This is a genomic window from Luteococcus struthionis, assembly GCF_048595755.1.
Lineage (GTDB): Bacteria > Actinomycetota > Actinomycetes > Propionibacteriales > Propionibacteriaceae > Luteococcus.
On sequence record NZ_CP184360.1, the window covers coordinates 709,642 to 727,436 of the forward strand.

The window sequence follows — 17,795 nt, forward strand, 5'->3', positions numbered from 1 at the left end:
TCGTGGTGCTTCGGAGCGGTTCCGCCCCTGGCAGTGGAACCCCTGCACCGCGCGGACTATTCCGTCGAGAGGATCCGGGCGGCCTGCCGCACCGCGGCGCCGAGTCGTTCGAGGCGGGCTGATCCGACGCGCCAGGTCTGCCAGTACAGGGGCACGTCGACGGGCTCGCCGGGCAGCCGCACCAGCCGCCCCCGCTCGAGCGCATCGTCGAGCTGCACCTGCGGCACCAGCCCCCAGCCCAGCCCGGCCAGCACCCCTGCCAAGAAGGCTTCCGACCCCGGCACCTGCGGCTGGGGCGGAGCATCGTCGATTCCCAGCGCACGCAGGAATCGCAACTGCAGCTCGTCCTTGGAGTTGTAGCGCAGGGCCGGGAGCTGCGCCCAACGCAGGCCCGCCAGGCCCCCGTGCCTGTCCACCAGCCCGGGAGCGGCGACGGGGACGTAACGCATCACACCGAGCGGGGTGATGCGGCAGCCCGTCACGACAACCGGTTCACTGGTGACGGCTGCCATCACGTCCCCGCGCCGCAACAGGGTGGTCGAGTGGTCCTGGTCCTCCACCTCTAGGCGCAGGGTCATGCCTTCCCAGCCTGCGGCCTCGGCCAGGACCGGACGGAACCAGGTGGCCAGCGAGTCGGCGTTGACGGCCACGCGGACCAATGCCTCAGCGTCGCCGCGGCCCAGCTCGGCCAGGGTCTCGTCCTCGAGGAAGACCACCTGACGCGCCATCCGCAAGAGCGCCTCCCCGGCGGCGGTGGGTGCACAGGGCGCGCTGCGCCGCACCACCATCACGCCCAGGTGCTGCTCCAGCGCCTTGATGCGCTGGCTCACTGCCGACGCCGAGATCCGCAGCTCCCAGGCTGCCGCCTCGAAGCTGCCCTCGTCGACAACCGCGATCATCGTCCGTAGCCAGTCGACATTCATGAAGCAATCTTATGGATCCTGAAAATGCTGCGTTTGTCTTGCCTCGGGGATGCTCCGTAGCTTTCCCGCATGATTTCCACCTGGTTCTCCGGTCTGCTGACCGGCCTCTCGCTGATCCTCGTCATCGGCGTGCAGAACGCCCTCGTCCTGCGGCAGGGGCTGCGACGCGAGCACGTCGGCCTGGTGGTTGCCGTCTGCGCCGTGGGAGACCTCTTGCTGATCGGTGCCGGTACCGCGGGGATGGGTGCGATCGCTGCGTCACATCCGGTGGCCTTGCGCGTGCTGAGCTGGGTGGGTGCCGGCTACCTGCTGTGGAGCGCCACCGGTGCCTTCCGCGCCGCTGCCCAGCCCGGCGCGCTGGAGAGCCAGGAGACCCGTAGCCGCAGCTCGGTGCTCTCCACCGTGCTGGCCGTCACCTGGCTGAATCCCCACGTCTATCTGGACACGGTCGTGATGCTGGGCTCCATCGCCGCCAGTCACGGCCCGCTGAAGTGGACCTTCGCCTTTGGTGCCATGACGGCATCGCTGCTGTGGTTCGGCTCCCTGGGCTTCGGGGCTCGCGCCCTGTCCGGGCCGCTGGGCCGCCCCTCGGTCTGGCGCGCCGTGGACCTGCTCACCGGGCTGGTGATGGTGAGCGTCGCAGTCAGCCTTGTCATCTAGACCGGACCATCGTCTGACGGCCGGTTCTGTCCCCTGCTCCCGACGACCGGTTGCCGCGGGTGAACTCCGCGAATCGACCGGTGGGTGCGGCATCGAGACCCCCGCTCCGCGGGGTGCCCAGCGGTTGCCGTCCACGCGTGGTCGGATTGCGGAGTTGGCCCCGAGTCCCCTGAAACCGAGTACCCCTGAAAACCCGAGTACCCCTGAAAAAGGTGAATGGCCGCCCGCGGCTGCGGACGACCATTCGGTGAAATCAGTGGATCAGGCTTTCTTGAGGTCCTCGATCAGTTCGCGCACATAGACGAGGGTCTCCTCGGGGCCCTCAACGGCGTGGCAGGCGATACCCATCTCGTAGACCGGGTAGTCATTGCCGCCAGGCTGCAGCCGATCTCCGACGAAGAGCATGTTGGCCTGCTTGATGCCGGTCTGCTCCTCCAGGGCACGCATCCCGTAGGCCTTGTCGATGCCCTTCATGGTGATGTCGATGCTGGTGGAGCCGCCGGAACGCACCTCGAGACGCGGAACATCAGCCGCGACGGCGTCGCGAAGAGCCCCTCGCTTGGACATGTCCGGGTCCCACGCATGCTTGTCGGCCACCGAGGCCTGCTGCCCCAGGGCAGAGAAGGTGATCTGCGACCCACGGTCCTCGATGCGCGCGCCCTTGCACACCTCGTCCGGCTCCCACAGGCCGAGCTCCTTGGCCCGCTTCTCCAGGGAGGCGATGGCAGCCTGCTTGTCGGCCTCGTCCAGGTCATGCGCATAGACCTCGACCCACTCGCCACCCTCATTGCGCAGGTAACGGGTGCCACAGGTGGGCATCAGGTGCAGCTGCGAGAGATCAGCTTCCGCAGGCAGGTTCTCGAGCACCTGCTTCTGGAACTGCTCATAACGGCCGCCAGAGATGATGCAGACCGGGCGCACCGCCAGCAGGTCGGCCAAGGTCTGCGCCATTTCGGGCTGCACCGGAGACTTCGACGCCGCCAGCGTGTCATCCAGGTCGAAGGCGACGATCTGGACGTCGTCAGGCACGGGAATGGTCAGGTCAGTCAAGGCTTCTCCCCCGAGGAGTCACGGATCTGGCCACGCGGACACGGGCCGGTCACACCATATCGACGCCCATCCCCAGAGATGCCTGAGAACGCGCAGATCGCGGCCGATCAGCGGGTTGCCCCCCGCACCTCTTCAGCTGGCCGACAGCCCGTCACGAGGACAGGGCCGTCGCCATCGCCATGGCGTCACGGATCCAACGCAACATCTGCTCGCGATCCCTCAACTGCTCCCAACTGAAGCGCACCACCAACCAGCCCTCGCTCATCAGCAGCAAGGCCTTCTCATGATCGGCGTGGAAGACGTCCCGACGCGAGTGGGACTCGAATCCGTCGAATTCGATCACCAGTCGGATCTTCTCGAAGACGATGTCAGCCGGCCAGCTGCGCCCCGCCAGATGGAAGACGTGGTTGCCCTTCCATCCCGTGATGCCCGCCTCACGCATGGCGACGTGCATCATGCGCTCTGCAACCGACCAGGGTTTCTCCCGGCTGTGCACCGCCACGAAACGTCGCAGTGGAGCCCCCACCCGGCCTCGGAAGTGGGCCATCAGCTCCATCAGGCCCTCCGGGGTGACTGCCGTGGCCCGCAAGGCCTCGTCCGTGGCCTCGCCGTGGTCCCACCGAGCCAACCAGAGTGCCGTCCAGCCGGGTGAGGAATGACGCACCCCGCTGCCCGGGTCCTCCACCACCTCATCGGGATCCAATCTCACCCGTCGGAAGACGAAACCCTCCCGTGGTGCCGGGCGTCGCCTGGTCACCACCTCGACCACGTCATCCCGAGCCCCAGGCCAGAAACCGAGGCGTGCGGCGGCTCGGCCGATCACCACCGCGTCGGGATCCCACAGCGCCACGGCCGCCACCCTCGCCTCGAAGGTATTGGCCAGTGACGCGGCGGCCAGCACACCCGGCAGCACGGCAACCAGTTCCCCCGTCTTCACCAACCAATCGAAGGCATTGCGGAGCTCCCGGTGGTCTCGGCGACTGACCACCCCGCCCGCCTCGAAGACGACCCGTCGTGCCACGTCCGCATTGCTCATGCCAGGAGTGTGTGCACCCGCCCTGCCCCCGCCGCAGCGCCATCCACAGCCTTGGCAGGGCGCCCCGGCTGTGGACAGCACGCAGGCTCCCCGCACCAACTCCGCAGACAGGCCACCCACCGTCGCCGACGAGCGCAGCTTCCGCTCGACGGCAACCGCCTCACCCCGCCACGAGGCTGTCCTGCGGAGTCGTCGTCTCGCCCCTTGCGCAAGGCCTCGTCGCGGCTCCCGGCTATGGATACCGTGAGGCCATGGACACCCATGAGCAGTCGTTCACCCCGGCGCTGTCGGCCATCACCCTGCTGGTTGATGACCTGCAGACCAGCCGGGAGTTCTACTCCCGCGTCTTCGCCGAGGATCCGCTGTGGTCCGACGAGAAGTCCACCGGTTTCGGGTTGGGCAGCGTCGTGCTCAACCTGCTGGTCACCAGCGAGGGTCCCCGGCTGGTCACCCCCGCCGAGCCCGGCGATCCGCACACCGGGCCACGCAGTCAGCTGGCCATCTGGGTGGATGACATCGACACGGTGGTGGAACTGCTCCAGCGCCGCGGGGTCACCTTCGACACGATGCCGGAGGACAAGCCCTGGGGCATGCGGGTGGCCACCTTCCGGGACCCCGACGACCATAGCTGGGAGATCGCCCAAGATCTTGGAGAGGCCTGACATGACCCGAACCCCCGGCAGCCCGTTGCGCGTCAATGCCGCCGCGCTGGTTGCTCGCGCCGAGGAACAGATCACGACCCTGGACGCCGAGCAGGTGCATGCCATCCTCGATGACCCCCAGGTCCTGCTGGTGGACATCCGTGATGTGCGCGAGCTGGAGCGCGAGGGGCAACTGCCCGGCGCCGTACATGCCCCACGGGGGATGCTCGAGTTCTGGGTCGATCCGGAGAGCCCGTACTACAAGCCGAAACTGGACGATGGACGCCAGCTGGTCCTCTACTGCGGATCCGGATGGCGCTCGGCGTTGAGCGCCGCAGCACTGCGCGAGATGGGACGCGATGACGTCTCCCACCTGGGCGGTGGTTTCTCCGGCTGGAAGAAGGCGGGGCTACCCGTCGTCGCTCGTGAGAAGTCCTGACATGCAAGGAGCCGCACCCACCGGGGTGCGGCTCCTTGTATGAGAGGTCAGTTGGCGGTGATGACCCCGCCGAAGAGCAGGCCGAGAATCGCCAGACCCACCACGATGCGGTAGATCACGAAGGACGTGAAGGTGTTGCTGGCCACGAACTTCAACAACCACGCGATCGAGGCGTAGGCGACGAAGAAGCTCACCACCGTGCCGATCAGCGTCACGCCCCACCCGACGGTGGCGCCGACCGCGCTGGCCTCGGTGGCGGCCTGGTAGATGCCCGCGGCCACCAGGGCGGGAATGCCCAGGTAGAAGGACAGCTTGGTGGCGGCGACGCGATCAAGCCCGCTGAACAGGCCACCGGTGATGGTGGCACCGGAGCGGGAGACACCCGGCATCAGCGAGAGGCACTGGACCAGGCCCAGGATGGCGCCATCCTTCCAGGTGATCGTCTCCAGCCCACGCTTCTGGCTCTCGGGCAGCTTGGCCGAGTGACGGTCGGCGGCGAACATCGCGAAGGACCACACGATCAGCCCCACGGCAACCACCCACATGCTGCGTAGCGCCCCGGTGATCAGGTTCTCGCCCAGCAGCGCCACGCTGGCGGTGATGACGGTGCCGACGACGACGGCCCAGCCCATGTTGTAGTCGGCGTCGCGGGCCGACTTGTTGCCCAGGCCCTTGATGAAGGCGGTGGCGATCCGGACGATGTCCTCACGGAAGTACCACACGGCTGCGAGGATCGCGCCGATCTGGATGATCGCGGTGTAGGCCGTGACACCCGGGTCATCGATGCGCATCCCCATCAGCTTCTCGGTGATGGTCAGGTGCCCGGTGCTCGAGACCGGCAGGAACTCGGTCACACCCTCCACGATTCCGAGGATGATCGATTCCCACCAAGTCATGTTGTGCTCCGTTCCTGCGACCCTCCGCCGGTCGGACGGTGCTTTGTCAGGTTAAGAGTGTTCGACGAGGCGCCCCGAACGCCTCTCAGTACCCGCACAGCGGCTTGCCAGACGCCTCTGTGGCCGTCCACTCTGCACGATGACCACGGGCACTGGGCCCGCTCGCGGAGTGCCGCGGCAGTGCTCCCGGGCAAGGACGATGCGGGGCGCTTTTGCGGAGTCGGCTCGTGAAGAGCTTGGTGGGGCTAGGGTGTTGTCGCTGGCCCGTGGCCAGTGCGTCGCTCAGCAGCGAAGCCGGTGTGATCCCGGCGCTGTCCCGCAACGGTGATGCCTCTGGTCAGGAGGACGAGCCCGGTCGCCTGCTGGCTGCGCGCCCACCTGCCCTCGGCGAGGGGCGGAGGTTCGCCTCACCACCTTGCGAGGTCAGCACCTGCCTGACATTCGCGAAGGACGAGTGATGCACGCCACTACCCCTCCCTGCTCAGCCCCCGGGCAGGTGACGCACGAAGACCTCACCATTGCCGATGGGGCACCAGTCCACGTCGCGGTGCCCGCGACCGTCCAGCACACTGAGCAGGACGCGCAGCGCGTCCCCATGGCCCACCAGGACCATCACGGGCACCGACTCGCGCCGCATCTGCTCCACCAGCCTCACGCAGCGCTCATGGACCTGCTGGATGGACTCCCCACCGCCCCAACAAACCTCGGAGATGTCCTTTCCCTCGGGCACGGGCTCGGCGACGAGTTCGTCGAGGCGCTTGCCCTCGAGTTGCCCGAGGGCCTGCTCCCTCAGCAAGGGCGTCGTCTCGACCCGAGAGCCGAGGCCATCGGCGATGATCTGTGCCGTCTGCCGGGCACGCAGCTGGTCGCTGGCCAGCACCGGGGTTCCCGCGGGTGCCAAGGCGGCCACACGTCGCGCCGCCAGCTCCGCCTGACTGCGCCCGAGCTCGGTCAAGGGCACGTCCAGGGTCTGCCCCTGCAGGCGGCCCTCTCGGTTCCAGACGCTCTCGCCGTGCCGCACCAGGACCAGTTCCATAGCTCAAGGCTAGGACCGATGGCAGGTGCGGCATGATCTGGCCACGACTGCTGGGAATCGCGGTGGGCACTGCCGTCGACCGATTCCTTGCCGACCCGCAGCGGCACCATCCGGTGGCGGCCTTCGGCACCTGGGCCATGACCGTGGAGGGCTGGGTCTGGCGTCGCAGCACTCCTCGTGGGGAGCTTGTGCGAGGCGCCGTGCACGGTGCGGCCTGTCTGGCCCCAGCCTTGGCACTGGGCCTGACGGCCGAGCGCGCCAGCCGGCATCACCCCTTGTGGCAGGCGGGATTGACGGCCCTGGCGGCATGGGTCGTGACGGGCGGTGAGTCCCTGGCCCGCGAAGGTGAATCGATGGCGCAGCACTTGGCCGACGACGACCTGGGGTCGGCGCGGGAGCGGCTGCCGCACTTGTGCGGCCGGCTCGCCGAGGCATTGGACGAACCAGAACTCGCACGCGCCGCACTGGAGTCGGTGGCCGAGAACAGTGCGGATGCCGTCGTGGCACCGCTGTTCTGGGGCGCGCTGGCGGGGATCCCCGGCCTGCTGGTCCACCGGGCGGTGAACACCTTGGACGCCATGGTGGGTCATCGCAATGACCGCTACGAGCACTTCGGAACCGTTGCGGCCCGGTGTGACGACGTCATGTGCTGGCTTCCTGCCAGGCTGACCGGTGCACTGACATGCGCACTGGCCGGTGCCCGACGCGATGAGGCCTGGCGAGTGATGCGTCGTGATGCTCATGACCACCCCAGCCCCAACGGAGGTTGGTGTGAGGCAGCCTTCGCCGGCGCCCTGGGAGTGCAATTGGGCGGGCGCAATGTCTACCCGGGCGGGCGTGTTGAGCACCGAGGCCTGTTGGGAGAGGGGCCGCGCCCCGGCGCCGGCGAGCTGCGCGCTGCAGCGGCGCTGTCGCGGCGGGTCCAGCTGGCCGCGACCGCACTGGTCTGCATGGTGGGTGGGCTGGCCTCGGCGGGGCAGGCGATGCGTCGCACTCCGCAAACCGTCCATCCGTCGCGTCGCCGAACGACGGGTCGGACGGGCGCCGCACGCAGCGCCCTTGCTGCGTGGTCGATTTGCGGAGGTGGACACTGATGGCCGGAATCCTGGTGGCGGGAACCTCGTCCGATGCGGGCAAGTCGCTGGTGACGGTGGGGCTGTGCCGGGCGCTGCGACGACGCGGCATCGACGTGGCGCCCTTCAAGGCGCAGAACATGAGCAACAACTCGATGGTGGTGGCCGACGGTGAGATTGGCCGCGCGCAGTACCTGCAGGCCCTGGCCGCGGGGGTGGAACCCTCCACCGCGATGAACCCGGTGCTGATCAAGCCCGGCACGGACCGGCGCGCCCACGTCGTGCTGCGGGGGCGGGCCGACGGGGCCCTGGAGGCCGGGCAGTACGCCACCGGTCGGCGTCATCTGGCGGCGTCTGCCTTCGAGGCCTTCCGTGAACTTGAATCGGCGCACCAGCTGGTGGTCTGTGAAGGGGCCGGCTCCCCCGCCGAGATCAACCTGCGTGGCGGGGACTACGTCAACATGGGTCTGGCCCGGCAGTTCAACCTGCCGGTGGTGCTGGTGGGAGACATCGACCGGGGTGGTGTGCTGGCCAGCATCTACGGCACCTGGGCGCTGCTGGAGCATGAGGACCGGCAGCTGCTGAAGGGCTACGTGATCAACAAGTTCCGGGGAGATCCCTCGGTGCTGGCGCCGGGTTTGGAGGAGATCAGCCGACGCACCGGCCTGACCAACTTCGGGGTGCTCAACTGGCTCGACGGGGTCTGGCTCGACGGGGAGGACGCCCTGGCGATTGGGGGCTGGCGGCGCTCGACGGCGTCGGTCGCCCAGCCGTTGCGGGTGGCGGTGGTGCGGCTGCCCCGTGTGAGCAATGCCACCGACGTGGATGCCCTGGCGGCCGAACCGGGCCTGCGGGTGGAGGTCACCGCCGATCCCGGCGTCTGCGCCACGGCAGACCTGCTAGTGCTGCCTGGCACCCGGGCCACCGTCGACGACCTGGCCTGGCTGCGTTCCCGCGGGATCGACCGGGTGGTGGCCGCACGCCATGCCGAGCACAAGCCAGTGCTGGGGATCTGCGGCGGCTACCAGATGCTGGGGCGGCTGATCGTGGATGAGGTGGAGCGGGCCTCGACAAGCTCGGCCACCGCAACCAACTCGACGGGCTCGGCCACCGGAACCACCACCCAGGCCTCGACAGGCTCGGCCACCGAGTCTGATGGCCCATCGTCGTTCCCCGAGCCTGTCGAGGGGTTGGGACTGCTGCCCCTGCGCGTCGACTTCCACCCTGACAAGGTGCTCGACCGCCCCACCGGGCATTGGCAGGGGCAGACCACCACCGGGTACGAGATCCACCACGGCCGTCCCACGCGCCTGGCGGAGCCCGACGAGGATTTCCTGGACGGCATGCGGGTGGGCACCACCTGGGGCACCCACTGGCACGGCGCCCTGGAGCACGACAGCTTCCGCCGCGCCTGGCTCACCCGCGTCGCCGAGCAGGCCGGGCACCCGTGGCGCCCCAGCCCAGACGCGCCGGGATTCGGTGCGCTGCGGGAACGAATGATCGAGACATTGGCCGATGCCATCGAGGAGCAGCTGGACGTCGACGCCCTGCTGGCCCTCACCACACCCAACCCAGCCCTCACCAGCACCAACCCAGAGGAGAACTGACATGCAGGGGACCCCACCGGTCAAGGACGAGAAGCTCACCACGCGTCAGCTGCGGCACCAGCCGCGGTTGATCGTCAACACCGGCGACGGCAAGGGCAAGTCCACCGCCGCCTTCGGGATGGCGCTGCGCGGCTGGAACCAGGGCTGGAGCATCGGCGTCTACCAGTTCGTGAAGTCGCCCAACTGGCGCACCGGCGAGAAGGCGGCCTTCGCGGCGCTCAACGAGGTGCACCAGCAGACCGGGCAGGGCGGGCCCGTCGAGTGGCACGCCATGGGCGCCGGCTGGACCTGGCTGCGCTCCACCCAGGAGGTGGACCACGTCGCGATGAGCAAGGAGGGCTGGGCGCGGATCAGCGAGCAGCTCGCCAACCAGACCCACAAGCTCTACGTGCTCGACGAGTTCAGCTATGTGCTGGCCAACGGCTGGTTGGACGTCGACGAGGTGCTCGAGACCCTGCGCAATCGCCCCGGCAACCAGCATGTCGTGATGACCGGGCGCCGGATGCCGCAGCAGGTGATCGAGGCGGCAGACCTGGTGACCGAGATGACCAAGATCAAGCACCCCTTCGACACCGGGGCGAAGGGGCAGGCCGGCATCGAGTGGTGAGGGTGGGTTGACCATCTGGCCGATCGGTGTCCCTCTCCAGGAGGAGGGACGGACGGGTTTGTGCGGGGAATCCCCCACCGGCCGGATGTCAGGAAAGAGCCGTCATTGGACAGTGGAGGGGTGAACCAGAACTCGCCTCGCAATCAAACTCCGATGCGTCCTCCGCTGCGGCGCAGCACCGACCAGAAGTGGCTGACCGGGATGTGCGCCGGCGTCGCCGACTGGGCCGGGTACTCACCCACGTGGGTACGCGGTGTCTACGTCGCCTTCAGCGTGGTGAGCTCGGCTCTGTTCGCGCCTTTGGCCGAGGGACACGTGATGTTGGCACTGCTGGTGCTCTTCGTGCTGCTCTACCTGGTTGCCGCGATCTCAATCCCAGCGGACTCGCCGAGCCAGTAGCCCAGCTCTCCCTGCCTCGGTCCTCCGTTCCCTGTTCTCGCGCGGGTTGGTCAACCGCGCTCGGATTGCAACCCGAGCGAGAGCAACAAACCCGAGCGACCCCCTGGGAAACCCGCACCAACCCGATCCCCGGGCAGGGGCCTGGCATCCGGGACCATCGACTGGCATGGGGAGAGCACCATCGCCCGCTAGGCTGACGGCAGCCCACGGCGCAGGAACCCGGTGCAAGCCCGGGGCGGTTCCGCCACTGTGAAAGCCAGACACTGGCCGTCGGGTGAGTCCATGCCCACGTTCCGGAGCGAGAACTCCGGGGGAGGAGACGCGCCGATGCGCATCGCCCTGCTGTCCACGTCCGACACCGACCTGCTCTCGGCTCGCGCCAGCGGCGCCGACTACCTGTTGGGCAATCCCTCACGCCCCATGCACCAGGAGATGGCCGACGAGATCGCCGGGTGCGATCTGGTGGTGGCCCGCATCCTGGGCGGTCCGCAGGACCTGTGCGACGGCTTCCGCCAGCTTGCCGACACGAAACCCATGGTGCTGCTGGGCGGCGAACAGGAACCCAGCGCCCAGCTGATGGAGCTGTCCAGCGTGCCGATCGGCGTCGCGGCCGAGGCGCACCGCTACCTGGCCGAGGGCGGCCCCGCCAACCTGAGGCAGCTCCACGCCTTCCTGTCCGACACGGTGCTGCTGACCGGTGAGGGATTCGAGGCGCCGCGCCCGGTGCCGGCCTGGGGCTGGGCGGCGCGGGAGCAGGTGCCCGGGGCGCAGGAACTGCCCGCGGTGGGGATCCTCTACTACCGAGCCCATGAGGTCAGCGGCAACGCCGCCTTCGCCCACGAGCTGGCCGACGCGGTCGATGCGACGGGGCTGGCGGTGGGGTTACCGATCTTCGCAGGTTCGCTGCGTCAGGCCCCCGACGAGCTGTACCAGGCGCTGGCAAGCCTGGATGCCCTGGTGGTGACGGTGCTCGCGGCTGGCGGCTCCACCCCCGCCAGCGCCCAGGCCGGAGGCGACGACGAGGCGTGGGACGTCGCCCGGATAGCGGAACTCGACCTTCCGATCATCCAGGGACTGTGCCTGACCAGCAGCCGCACCGAATGGCAGGCCAACGACGAGGGTGTCACGCCGCTGGACTCGGCCACCCAGATCGCCATCCCGGAATTCGACGGCCGCATCATCGCCGGCCCCTTCAGCTTCAAGGAGTTCGACGACGAGGGCCTGCCCCGTTACGTCGCAGACCAGGAACGCTGCACCAGGCTGGCGCGGCTGGCCGTCAACCACGCCCGGCTGCGCCACACGCCCAACCGTGACAAGAAACTGGCGCTGGTGCTGTCCGCCTACCCCACCAAGCACGCCCGGATCGGCAATGCCGTGGGCCTGGACACCCCCGTCTCTGCGATCCGCCTGCTGCGTCGGCTGCGCGAGGAGGGCTATGACCTGGGAGGCGACAATGAGGTCACCCGGATCGTCGACGCCTCGGACGGCTCCCCCGAGGCCGAGACCAGGGCCGGCGACGCCCTGATCCACGCGTTGATCGCGGCCGGCGGGCAGGACGAGGAGTGGCTCACCAATGCGCAGCTGAGCGAGGCGCACGTCCGCATCACGCCCGAGCAGTACCGCGAATGGACCGCCGACCTGCCCGTCGAGCTGCGGGACCAGATGCGTGAGGCCTGGGGAGAGGGGCCGGGCAGCCTGTTCGTCAACGACGAGGGCGAACTGGTGCTGGCCACGCTGCAGGCCGGCAATGTGGTGATCCTGGTCCAGCCGCCGCGCGGCTTCGGCGAGAACCCCGTCGCGATCTACCACGACCCCGACATGGCCCCCAGCCACCACTACATCGGCGCCTACCGCTGGATCGAGCACGGCTTCGGCGCCCACGCGGTGGTGCATCTGGGCAAGCATGGCTCGATGGAGTGGCTGCCGGGCAAGAATGCGGCGCTGAGTGTGGCGTGCGGGCCCGACGCCGCGATCGGCTCGCTGCCGCTGGTCTACCCCTTCCTGGTCAACGATCCGGGCGAGGGCGCGCAGGCCAAGCGTCGGGCGCACGCGGTGATCGTCGACCACCTGGTGCCGCCGATGGCGCGCGCCGAGAGCTATGGCGACATCGCCCGGTTGGAGCAGCTGCTCGACGAGCACGCCAACATCGCCTCGATGGACCCGGCGAAGCTGCCGGCCGTGCGCGGCGAGATCTGGGCGCTGATGCGCGCCGCGGAGATGCACCGAGACCTGGGCCTGGAGGAGAGGCCGCAGGACGAGGAGTTCGACGACTTCCTGCTGCACGTCGACGGTTGGCTGTGCGAGATCAAGGACGCGCAGATCCGCGACGGGCTGCACACCCTGGGCGCGGCCCCCACTGGGGAGGCACGGGTCAACCTGGTGCTGGCGATCCTGCGGGCGCAGCAGGTCTGGGGTGGCGCGAGTGATGCCGTGCCGGGGCTGCGTCGCGCCCTGGGACTCGAGGACGACGCCGACTCGGTGCGCACCGACGAGGTGGAGGCCGAGGCCCGCGCCCTGGTGCAGGCGATGGAGCAGGCCGGCTGGGACCCGGAGGCAGTGGACGAGCTGGCCTCGACAAGCTCGGCCACCGTGGTTGGCTCCCGGCCCAGCCACCCGGCCCCCGAGCCTGTCGAGGGGCAGGGAGACTCGGCCAGCGAAACGGACCGTTCCCCGAGCCTGTCGAGGGGAGACGTGGCCCGGGTGCTGCGCTTCGCCGCCGAGCAGGTGGTGCCGCGGTTGGAGCGCACCACCGACGAACTGACTGCCGTGCTGCACGCGCTGGAGGGCGGCTTCATCCCGTCCGGCCCGTCGGGATCCCCGCTGCGTGGGCTGGTGAACGTGCTGCCCACGGGCCGCAACTTCTACACCGTCGACCCGCGCGCGGTGCCGTCGCGGCTGGCCTGGCAGACGGGGCAGGCCATGGCCGATTCCCTGCTGCAGCGCCACCTGGACGAGACCGGCACCTACCCCACCTCGGTGGGGCTCAGTGTCTGGGGAACCTCCGCGATGCGGACCAGCGGCGACGACATCGCCGAGGTGCTGGCCCTGTTGGGCGTGCGGCCCGAGTGGGACGAGGCCTCGCGTCGGGTCAGCCGTCTGGAGGTGATTCCCCTCGACGAGCTGGGCCGCCCGCGCATCGACGTGACGGTGCGCATCTCGGGCTTCTTCCGTGACGCCTTCCCCCATGTCGTCGCCATGCTCGACGACGCGGTGGCGATGGTCGCGGAGCTCGACGAGCCCGACGAGCAGAACTTCGTGCGCGCCCACGCGCGCGCCGATCTGGCCGAGCACGGTGACCAGCGTCGCGCCCGCACCCGCATCTTCGGTTCCAAGCCGGGCAGCTATGGCGCGGGGATCCTGCAGGTGGTGGAGAGCGGCAACTGGCGCAGCGACGACGACCTGGCCGAGGTCTACACGGCCTGGGGTGGCTTCGCCTACGGGCGCGACCTGGACGGCATCCCCGCCAGTGACGACATGCGCACCAACTACACCCGCATCCAGGTGGCGGCCAAGAATGTCGACTCCGCCGAGCACGACATCATCGACTCCGACGACTACTACCAGTACCACGGCGGCATGGTCGCCACCGTGCGGGCACTGACCGGCGCGGAACCCAAGGCCTATGTGGGTGACTCCACCAGCCCCGACCGGGTGCGCACCCGCAGCCTGGCCGAGGAGACCGCCCGCGTCTTCCGCGCCCGCGTCGTGAACCCCAGGTGGATCGCAGCGATGCAGCGCCACGGCTACAAGGGAGCCTTCGAACTGGCCGCCACCGTCGACTACCTCTTCGGCTTCGACGCCACCGCCGGAGTGGTCGACGACTGGATGTATGACCGGGTGGCGCGCGAGTACGTGTTGGACGAGACCACCCAGGAATTCATGCGCACCAGCAATCCGTGGGCGCTGCGCGGCATCGTGGAGCGGCTGCACGAGGCCGCCGAGCGCGGCCTGTGGGCCGAGCCCGACGCCGAGCTGCTGCAACAGATGCAGCAGGTCTACCTGGAGCTCGAGGGAGACCTGGAGGACCAGGCATGAGCGCTCACGGCACCGCCCTGGAGCGGTTGCGCATCCTAGGCATCGGCATGGGTCCGCAGCACGTGACGCCCGAGGTCTCGGATGCCTTGCGGGAGTGCGACGCGGTGGTGGTCTTCGACAAGTCGGCCACCGACGGCGCCCACGCCGGGCACGACCGGGACGAGCAGATGGCGGTGCGGTGCCGGATCGCGGCCGAGCACGGCGTCCCGGTGGTGCTGGTGCCGGACCCGCCGCGGGATCGCCGGGGCCCGTCGCAATCCACGGGGCACGAGTACCGCCGGGCCGTCGTCGACTGGCACGGAGCCCGAACCGAACGCATCCTGGCCGGCCTGCGGGCCGAGGCCCCCGCGGCACGCCAGGTGGCGATCCTGGCCTGGGGTGACTCGTCGCTGTTCGACTCGCTGGTGCGGCTGGCGGGTCGCATCGAGCAGCAGACGGGCTGTGACTGGAACGTGCTGCCCGGGGTCAGCGCCCCGCAGGTGCTGGCCGCCCGGCACCGTGTGGTGCTGCACCGCGTCGGCGAACCGGTGCACGTGACGACGGCCCGCAAGCTCTTCGACGACATCGCGGCCGGCCAGCGCAACCTGGTGGTGATGCTCACGCTGCCGCACACCCTGGACGACCTGGCCGCGAGGCCGGAACTCGACGACTGGCAGCTGTGGTGGTCGGCGAACCTGGGCTCGGCCGGGGAGCAGTCGCTTTCTGGGCGCGTGCGCGAGGTCATCGGCGACGCGAAGGTTGCACGTGAAACGGCGCGCGAGACCGACGGCTGGGTGATGGACATGTTCCTGCTGCGGGCCCCCGACGAGCACGGGAACGTGCTGTGAGGGTGCTGCTGCTGGGCGGCACCAGCGAGGGACGAGCCCTGGCGGCCGCCCTGGTGGGGGCCGGAATCGACGTGACCAGTTCGTTGGCCGGGCGGTTGCCCGAGCCGAAGCTGCCGGTGGGTGCCGTGCGGGTCGGTGGCTTCGGTGGCGTCGACGGCCTGCGGGATGCCCTGGCCGGCTACGACCTGGTGGTGGACGCCACCCACCCCTTTGCCGAGGGGATGAGTCGCAATGCCGGCCAGGCCTGCGCCACCCCACTGGACGACGGGCGTCGGATCCCACTGCTGCGCCTGGAGCGGCCGGCCTGGCCGGTCGAGGACGGCTGGCACCTGGCCGAGAACCACGAGCGGGCCGCCGAGCTGGCGGCGTCGCTGGGCGGGCGTCCCTTCGTGACCGTCGGACGTCAGGAACTGGTGCGCTATGTCGACGAGCTGCGGGGGCACGCCGTGCTGGCGCGCATGGTGCGCGAACCCGACCTGGACGTCCCCGAGGCCTGGCGGGTGGTGACCAGCCGCGGCCCCTACACGCTGGAAGGGGAACTGGCGATCCTGCGCGAGCATCGCAGCGACGTGCTGGTCACCAAGAACTCCGGGGGCGGTTACACCCGGCCCAAGATGGAGGCGGCCCGAGAACTCGGCGTGCCCTGCGTCGTGGTGCAGCGACCCCGGCCTGCCGACGGTATTGAGACGGTCCACGACGTCGAACGCGCGACCAAGTGGGTGCTGGCACGCGGGAGGGGTTGACGGCCCCACCCGACACCCTTGGTTCGGCGCGTCGACGGGAGCAGACTGGGCCTCGCAGTTCCAACACCGCACAGCTCCACACCAAGCAGGGGGAATCCCATGCAGTACACGACTCTCGGCCAGACCGACATCACCATCCCCCGCCTGTGCATCGGCGGGATGAGCTTCGGCGAGCACTTCCCTGACTTCCACCAGTGGACCATCGACCAGCCCGCGACGCAGGAGGTGCTGGCCCGGGCGCTGGAGTTGGGCGTGAACTTCATCGACACCGCCAACACCTATGCCCACGGCACCAGCGAGCAGTTCATCGGGCAGTCGCTGAAGAACCTGGGGGTGAAGCGCGAGGACGTCGTGCTGGCGTCGAAGGTCTACTTCAACGAGGGCAAGCTCGGCAAGGAGGCCATCGAGCGGGAGATCGACGGCACGCTGGAACGCCTGGGCACCGACTACCTGGACCTCTACATCATCCATCGCTTCGACTACGACACCCCGATGGAAGAGACGATGGAGGCCCTCGACGGTCTGGTGAAGGCGGGCAAGGTGCGCGCCCTGGGCGCCTCGGCGATGTATGGCTACCAGCTGCACAACCTGCAGGTGGTGGCGGACCAGAACGGCTGGACCCGGTTCAGCAGCATGCAGAACCACTACAACCTGCTGCACCGCGAGGACGAGCGCGAGCTGATCCCCGTCTGCCGCCAGTACGGCATGGCGCTGACCCCCTACAGCCCGCTGGCCTCGGGCCACCTGACCCGCCCGACGTGGGATTCGGATTCGGCGCGCTCCACCACAGACACCACGATGAAGGCCAAGTACGACCGGCAGCGGGAGATGGACATGCCGATCGTCACCCGCGTCGCCGAGGTGGCGAAGCGGCTGGACGTGCCGATGGCCGACGTGGCACTGGCCTGGCACTGGGCCCGCGGTGTGGAGGCCCCGATCGTCGGGTGCTCCAAGCCCAGCCGCGTCGACGACGCCGTGCGCGCCCTGGGCCTGGAGCTCAGCGACGAGGACCTCACCTACCTGGAGGAGCCGTACCAGCCGCACGCTCCCGTCGGCCTGCTCCCCCGCCCGGGGCACAACGCCATGGGTGGGTTTGCCGCGCCGGAGGCCTGAGCCTGGCAGCCACCAACTGCTAGCGCCCCAGCAGCGACTGGTTGGTGTGCTCGTCGGGTGAGGCGAGCGCATTGACCGCGGCGACGGTGACGGCCGAGCCGCCGCGGCGCCCGTGCAGGGTGAGGAAGTCGAGGCCCAGGTCATTGCTGGCCAGCGCCTGCTTCGACTCGGCGGCCCCGACGAAACCCACCGGGCACCCCACCACCGCGGCGGGTCGCACGCCGGTGTCGCGCACCACCTCGAGCAGGCGGAAGAGCGCGGTGGGGGCATTGCCGATGGCCACCACCGCCCCGTCGAGCAGGTGGCGTGGGGTCATCAGGGGCCGTTCGGCCCACAGCTCGACGGCCGCCATCGTCTTCGTGATTCCCCGCTCGGCGGCGCGATGCGCGGTGGCGGGCTCCTGCAGCAGGCAGACCACCGGGTTCTCGCGCGGCAGGCGCGAGCGGATGATGCCGGTGGCGACCATCGTCGAGTCGCACAGCACCGGGGCACCGGCAAGCAGGGCCGCCCGGGCGCGCTCGACGACCCCGTCGCTCCAGCCCAGGTCGTCGACGATGTCGGTCTGTCCGGCGGCGTGCACCATGCGGGCGGCGATCGGGGCCAGGGAGTCGGGCAGCCGGTCCAGGTGCGCCTCGGCGCGGATGATGGCGAAGCTTCGGTCGTAGATGGCCGAACCGTCGGTGAGGTAGTCGTACTGCACGGGGATCTCC

At 69.4% G+C, this 17,795-nt stretch carries 17 protein-coding genes and 2 riboswitches; of the genes, 11 read left to right on the top strand and 6 right to left on the bottom strand.

All coding sequences use genetic code 11. From position 1 onward, the window contains the following. Positions 1-56 precede the first annotated feature (56 nt). Positions 57-923 (bottom strand): LysR family transcriptional regulator ArgP, encoded by an 867-nt coding sequence (locus ACOAMO_RS03345; RefSeq protein WP_420176175.1) that lies wholly within the window; start codon positions 921-923, stop codon positions 57-59. A gap of 69 nt (positions 924-992) precedes the next feature. On the opposite strand from ACOAMO_RS03345, the gene ACOAMO_RS03350 reads away from it, so the two are divergent. Further along, the gene (locus ACOAMO_RS03350) at positions 993-1,583 is read left to right on the top strand and encodes a LysE/ArgO family amino acid transporter (RefSeq protein ID WP_420176176.1); all 591 of its coding nucleotides are present in this window, start codon (positions 993-995) and stop codon (positions 1,581-1,583) included. A 261-nt stretch (positions 1,584-1,844) separates the two neighbouring features. On the opposite strand, the gene ACOAMO_RS03355 is transcribed toward ACOAMO_RS03350, so the two are convergent. Together ACOAMO_RS03355 and ACOAMO_RS03360 are read right to left on the bottom strand one after the other, a co-directional pair. Further along, entirely contained in the window at positions 1,845-2,624 is a 780-nt protein-coding gene (locus ACOAMO_RS03355; RefSeq protein ID WP_420176959.1) for an HAD-IIB family hydrolase, read from the bottom strand. 160 nt (positions 2,625-2,784) lie between these two features. Further along, a complete protein-coding gene (locus tag ACOAMO_RS03360) occupies positions 2,785-3,669 on the bottom strand; it encodes an endonuclease domain-containing protein (protein ID WP_420176177.1) in 885 nt (294 codons plus the stop codon). A 251-nt stretch (positions 3,670-3,920) separates the two neighbouring features. Between ACOAMO_RS03360 and ACOAMO_RS03365 the strand changes: the two genes are divergently transcribed. Both ACOAMO_RS03365 and ACOAMO_RS03370 read left to right on the top strand, forming a co-directional pair. Beyond that, positions 3,921-4,331, top strand: a complete 411-nt coding sequence (locus ACOAMO_RS03365) for a VOC family protein (RefSeq protein WP_420176178.1) — start codon at positions 3,921-3,923, stop codon at positions 4,329-4,331. 1 nt (position 4,332) lies between these two features. Beyond that, complete coding sequence (locus tag ACOAMO_RS03370; protein WP_420176179.1) at positions 4,333-4,749, top strand: rhodanese-like domain-containing protein; 417 nt, start codon at positions 4,333-4,335, stop codon at positions 4,747-4,749. Between the two features lie 47 nt (positions 4,750-4,796). On the opposite strand, the gene ACOAMO_RS03375 is transcribed toward ACOAMO_RS03370, so the two are convergent. Then, a complete protein-coding gene (locus ACOAMO_RS03375) occupies positions 4,797-5,645 on the bottom strand; it encodes an undecaprenyl-diphosphate phosphatase (protein WP_420176180.1) in 849 nt (282 codons plus the stop codon). A gap of 254 nt (positions 5,646-5,899) precedes the next feature. After that, a riboswitch (cobalamin riboswitch) is annotated at positions 5,900-6,027 on the top strand. A 99-nt stretch (positions 6,028-6,126) separates the two neighbouring features. Further along, positions 6,127-6,681: a histidine phosphatase family protein gene (locus ACOAMO_RS03380; RefSeq protein ID WP_420176181.1), complete on the bottom strand. Its 555-nt coding sequence runs from the start codon at positions 6,679-6,681 to the stop codon at positions 6,127-6,129. Positions 6,682-6,713: 32 nt separating this feature from the next. Here ACOAMO_RS03380 and cbiB point away from each other — a divergent pair, with 32 nt between their 5' ends. From cbiB to ACOAMO_RS03420, 8 genes are all read left to right on the top strand, one after another. Further along, positions 6,714-7,775, top strand: a complete 1,062-nt coding sequence (gene cbiB, locus ACOAMO_RS03385; RefSeq protein ID WP_420176182.1) for an adenosylcobinamide-phosphate synthase CbiB — start codon at positions 6,714-6,716, stop codon at positions 7,773-7,775. Further along, positions 7,775-9,361: a cobyric acid synthase gene (locus ACOAMO_RS03390; protein ID WP_420176183.1), complete on the top strand. Its 1,587-nt coding sequence runs from the start codon at positions 7,775-7,777 to the stop codon at positions 9,359-9,361. Before cbiB ends, ACOAMO_RS03390 begins: the two co-directional genes overlap by 1 nt. 1 nt (position 9,362) lies before the next feature. Next, positions 9,363-9,968, top strand: coding sequence for a cob(I)yrinic acid a,c-diamide adenosyltransferase (gene cobO, locus ACOAMO_RS03395; protein WP_420176184.1), 606 nt, complete (start codon positions 9,363-9,365; stop codon positions 9,966-9,968). Between the two features lie 120 nt (positions 9,969-10,088). Beyond that, a complete protein-coding gene (locus ACOAMO_RS03400) occupies positions 10,089-10,367 on the top strand; it encodes a PspC domain-containing protein (protein ID WP_420176185.1) in 279 nt (92 codons plus the stop codon). Positions 10,368-10,547: 180 nt separating this feature from the next. Further along, positions 10,548-10,654, top strand: a riboswitch (cobalamin riboswitch). After that, on the top strand, positions 10,650-14,402 hold the full coding sequence (gene cobN, locus ACOAMO_RS03405) for a cobaltochelatase subunit CobN (RefSeq protein ID WP_420176186.1): 3,753 nt from the start codon (positions 10,650-10,652) through the stop codon (positions 14,400-14,402). Its footprint overlaps the riboswitch before it by 5 nt. Further along, positions 14,399-15,229, top strand: coding sequence for an SAM-dependent methyltransferase (locus tag ACOAMO_RS03410; RefSeq protein WP_420176187.1), 831 nt, complete (start codon positions 14,399-14,401; stop codon positions 15,227-15,229). Before cobN ends, ACOAMO_RS03410 begins: the two co-directional genes overlap by 4 nt. Next, positions 15,226-15,972 (top strand): cobalt-precorrin-6A reductase, encoded by a 747-nt coding sequence (locus ACOAMO_RS03415; RefSeq protein WP_420176188.1) that lies wholly within the window; start codon positions 15,226-15,228, stop codon positions 15,970-15,972. The genes ACOAMO_RS03410 and ACOAMO_RS03415 overlap by 4 nt, the downstream gene beginning before the upstream one ends. A 99-nt stretch (positions 15,973-16,071) precedes the next feature. Next, positions 16,072-17,085: an aldo/keto reductase gene (locus ACOAMO_RS03420; protein ID WP_420176189.1), complete on the top strand. Its 1,014-nt coding sequence runs from the start codon at positions 16,072-16,074 to the stop codon at positions 17,083-17,085. A gap of 19 nt (positions 17,086-17,104) precedes the next feature. Here ACOAMO_RS03420 and ACOAMO_RS03425 read toward each other — a convergent pair whose 3' ends face one another. After that, positions 17,105-17,785, bottom strand: coding sequence for a precorrin-8X methylmutase (locus tag ACOAMO_RS03425; protein ID WP_420176190.1), 681 nt, complete (start codon positions 17,783-17,785; stop codon positions 17,105-17,107). Between the last annotated feature and the right edge of the window lie 10 nt (positions 17,786-17,795).

What these genes read in the sequence shown, in the direction of transcription:
- ACOAMO_RS03365 (WP_420176178.1), top strand. Translation starts at nt 3,921, where the DNA reads ATGGACACCCATGAGCAGTCGTTCACCCCGGCGCTGTCGGCCATCACC.
- cobO (WP_420176184.1), top strand. Translation starts at nt 9,363, where the DNA reads ATGCAGGGGACCCCACCGGTCAAGGACGAGAAGCTCACCACGCGTCAG.
- ACOAMO_RS03350 (WP_420176176.1), top strand. Translation starts at nt 993, where the DNA reads ATGATTTCCACCTGGTTCTCCGGTCTGCTGACCGGCCTCTCGCTGATC.
- ACOAMO_RS03360 (WP_420176177.1), bottom strand. Translation starts at nt 3,669, where the DNA reads ATGAGCAATGCGGACGTGGCACGACGGGTCGTCTTCGAGGCGGGCGGG.
- ACOAMO_RS03380 (WP_420176181.1), bottom strand. Translation starts at nt 6,681, where the DNA reads ATGGAACTGGTCCTGGTGCGGCACGGCGAGAGCGTCTGGAACCGAGAG.
- ACOAMO_RS03345 (WP_420176175.1), bottom strand. Translation starts at nt 923, where the DNA reads ATGAATGTCGACTGGCTACGGACGATGATCGCGGTTGTCGACGAGGGC.
- ACOAMO_RS03420 (WP_420176189.1), top strand. Translation starts at nt 16,072, where the DNA reads ATGCAGTACACGACTCTCGGCCAGACCGACATCACCATCCCCCGCCTG.
- ACOAMO_RS03375 (WP_420176180.1), bottom strand. Translation starts at nt 5,645, where the DNA reads ATGACTTGGTGGGAATCGATCATCCTCGGAATCGTGGAGGGTGTGACC.
- ACOAMO_RS03410 (WP_420176187.1), top strand. Translation starts at nt 14,399, where the DNA reads ATGAGCGCTCACGGCACCGCCCTGGAGCGGTTGCGCATCCTAGGCATC.
- cbiB (WP_420176182.1), top strand. Translation starts at nt 6,714, where the DNA reads ATGATCTGGCCACGACTGCTGGGAATCGCGGTGGGCACTGCCGTCGAC.
- ACOAMO_RS03370 (WP_420176179.1), top strand. Translation starts at nt 4,333, where the DNA reads ATGACCCGAACCCCCGGCAGCCCGTTGCGCGTCAATGCCGCCGCGCTG.
- ACOAMO_RS03390 (WP_420176183.1), top strand. Translation starts at nt 7,775, where the DNA reads ATGGCCGGAATCCTGGTGGCGGGAACCTCGTCCGATGCGGGCAAGTCG.
- cobN (WP_420176186.1), top strand. Translation starts at nt 10,650, where the DNA reads ATGCCCACGTTCCGGAGCGAGAACTCCGGGGGAGGAGACGCGCCGATG.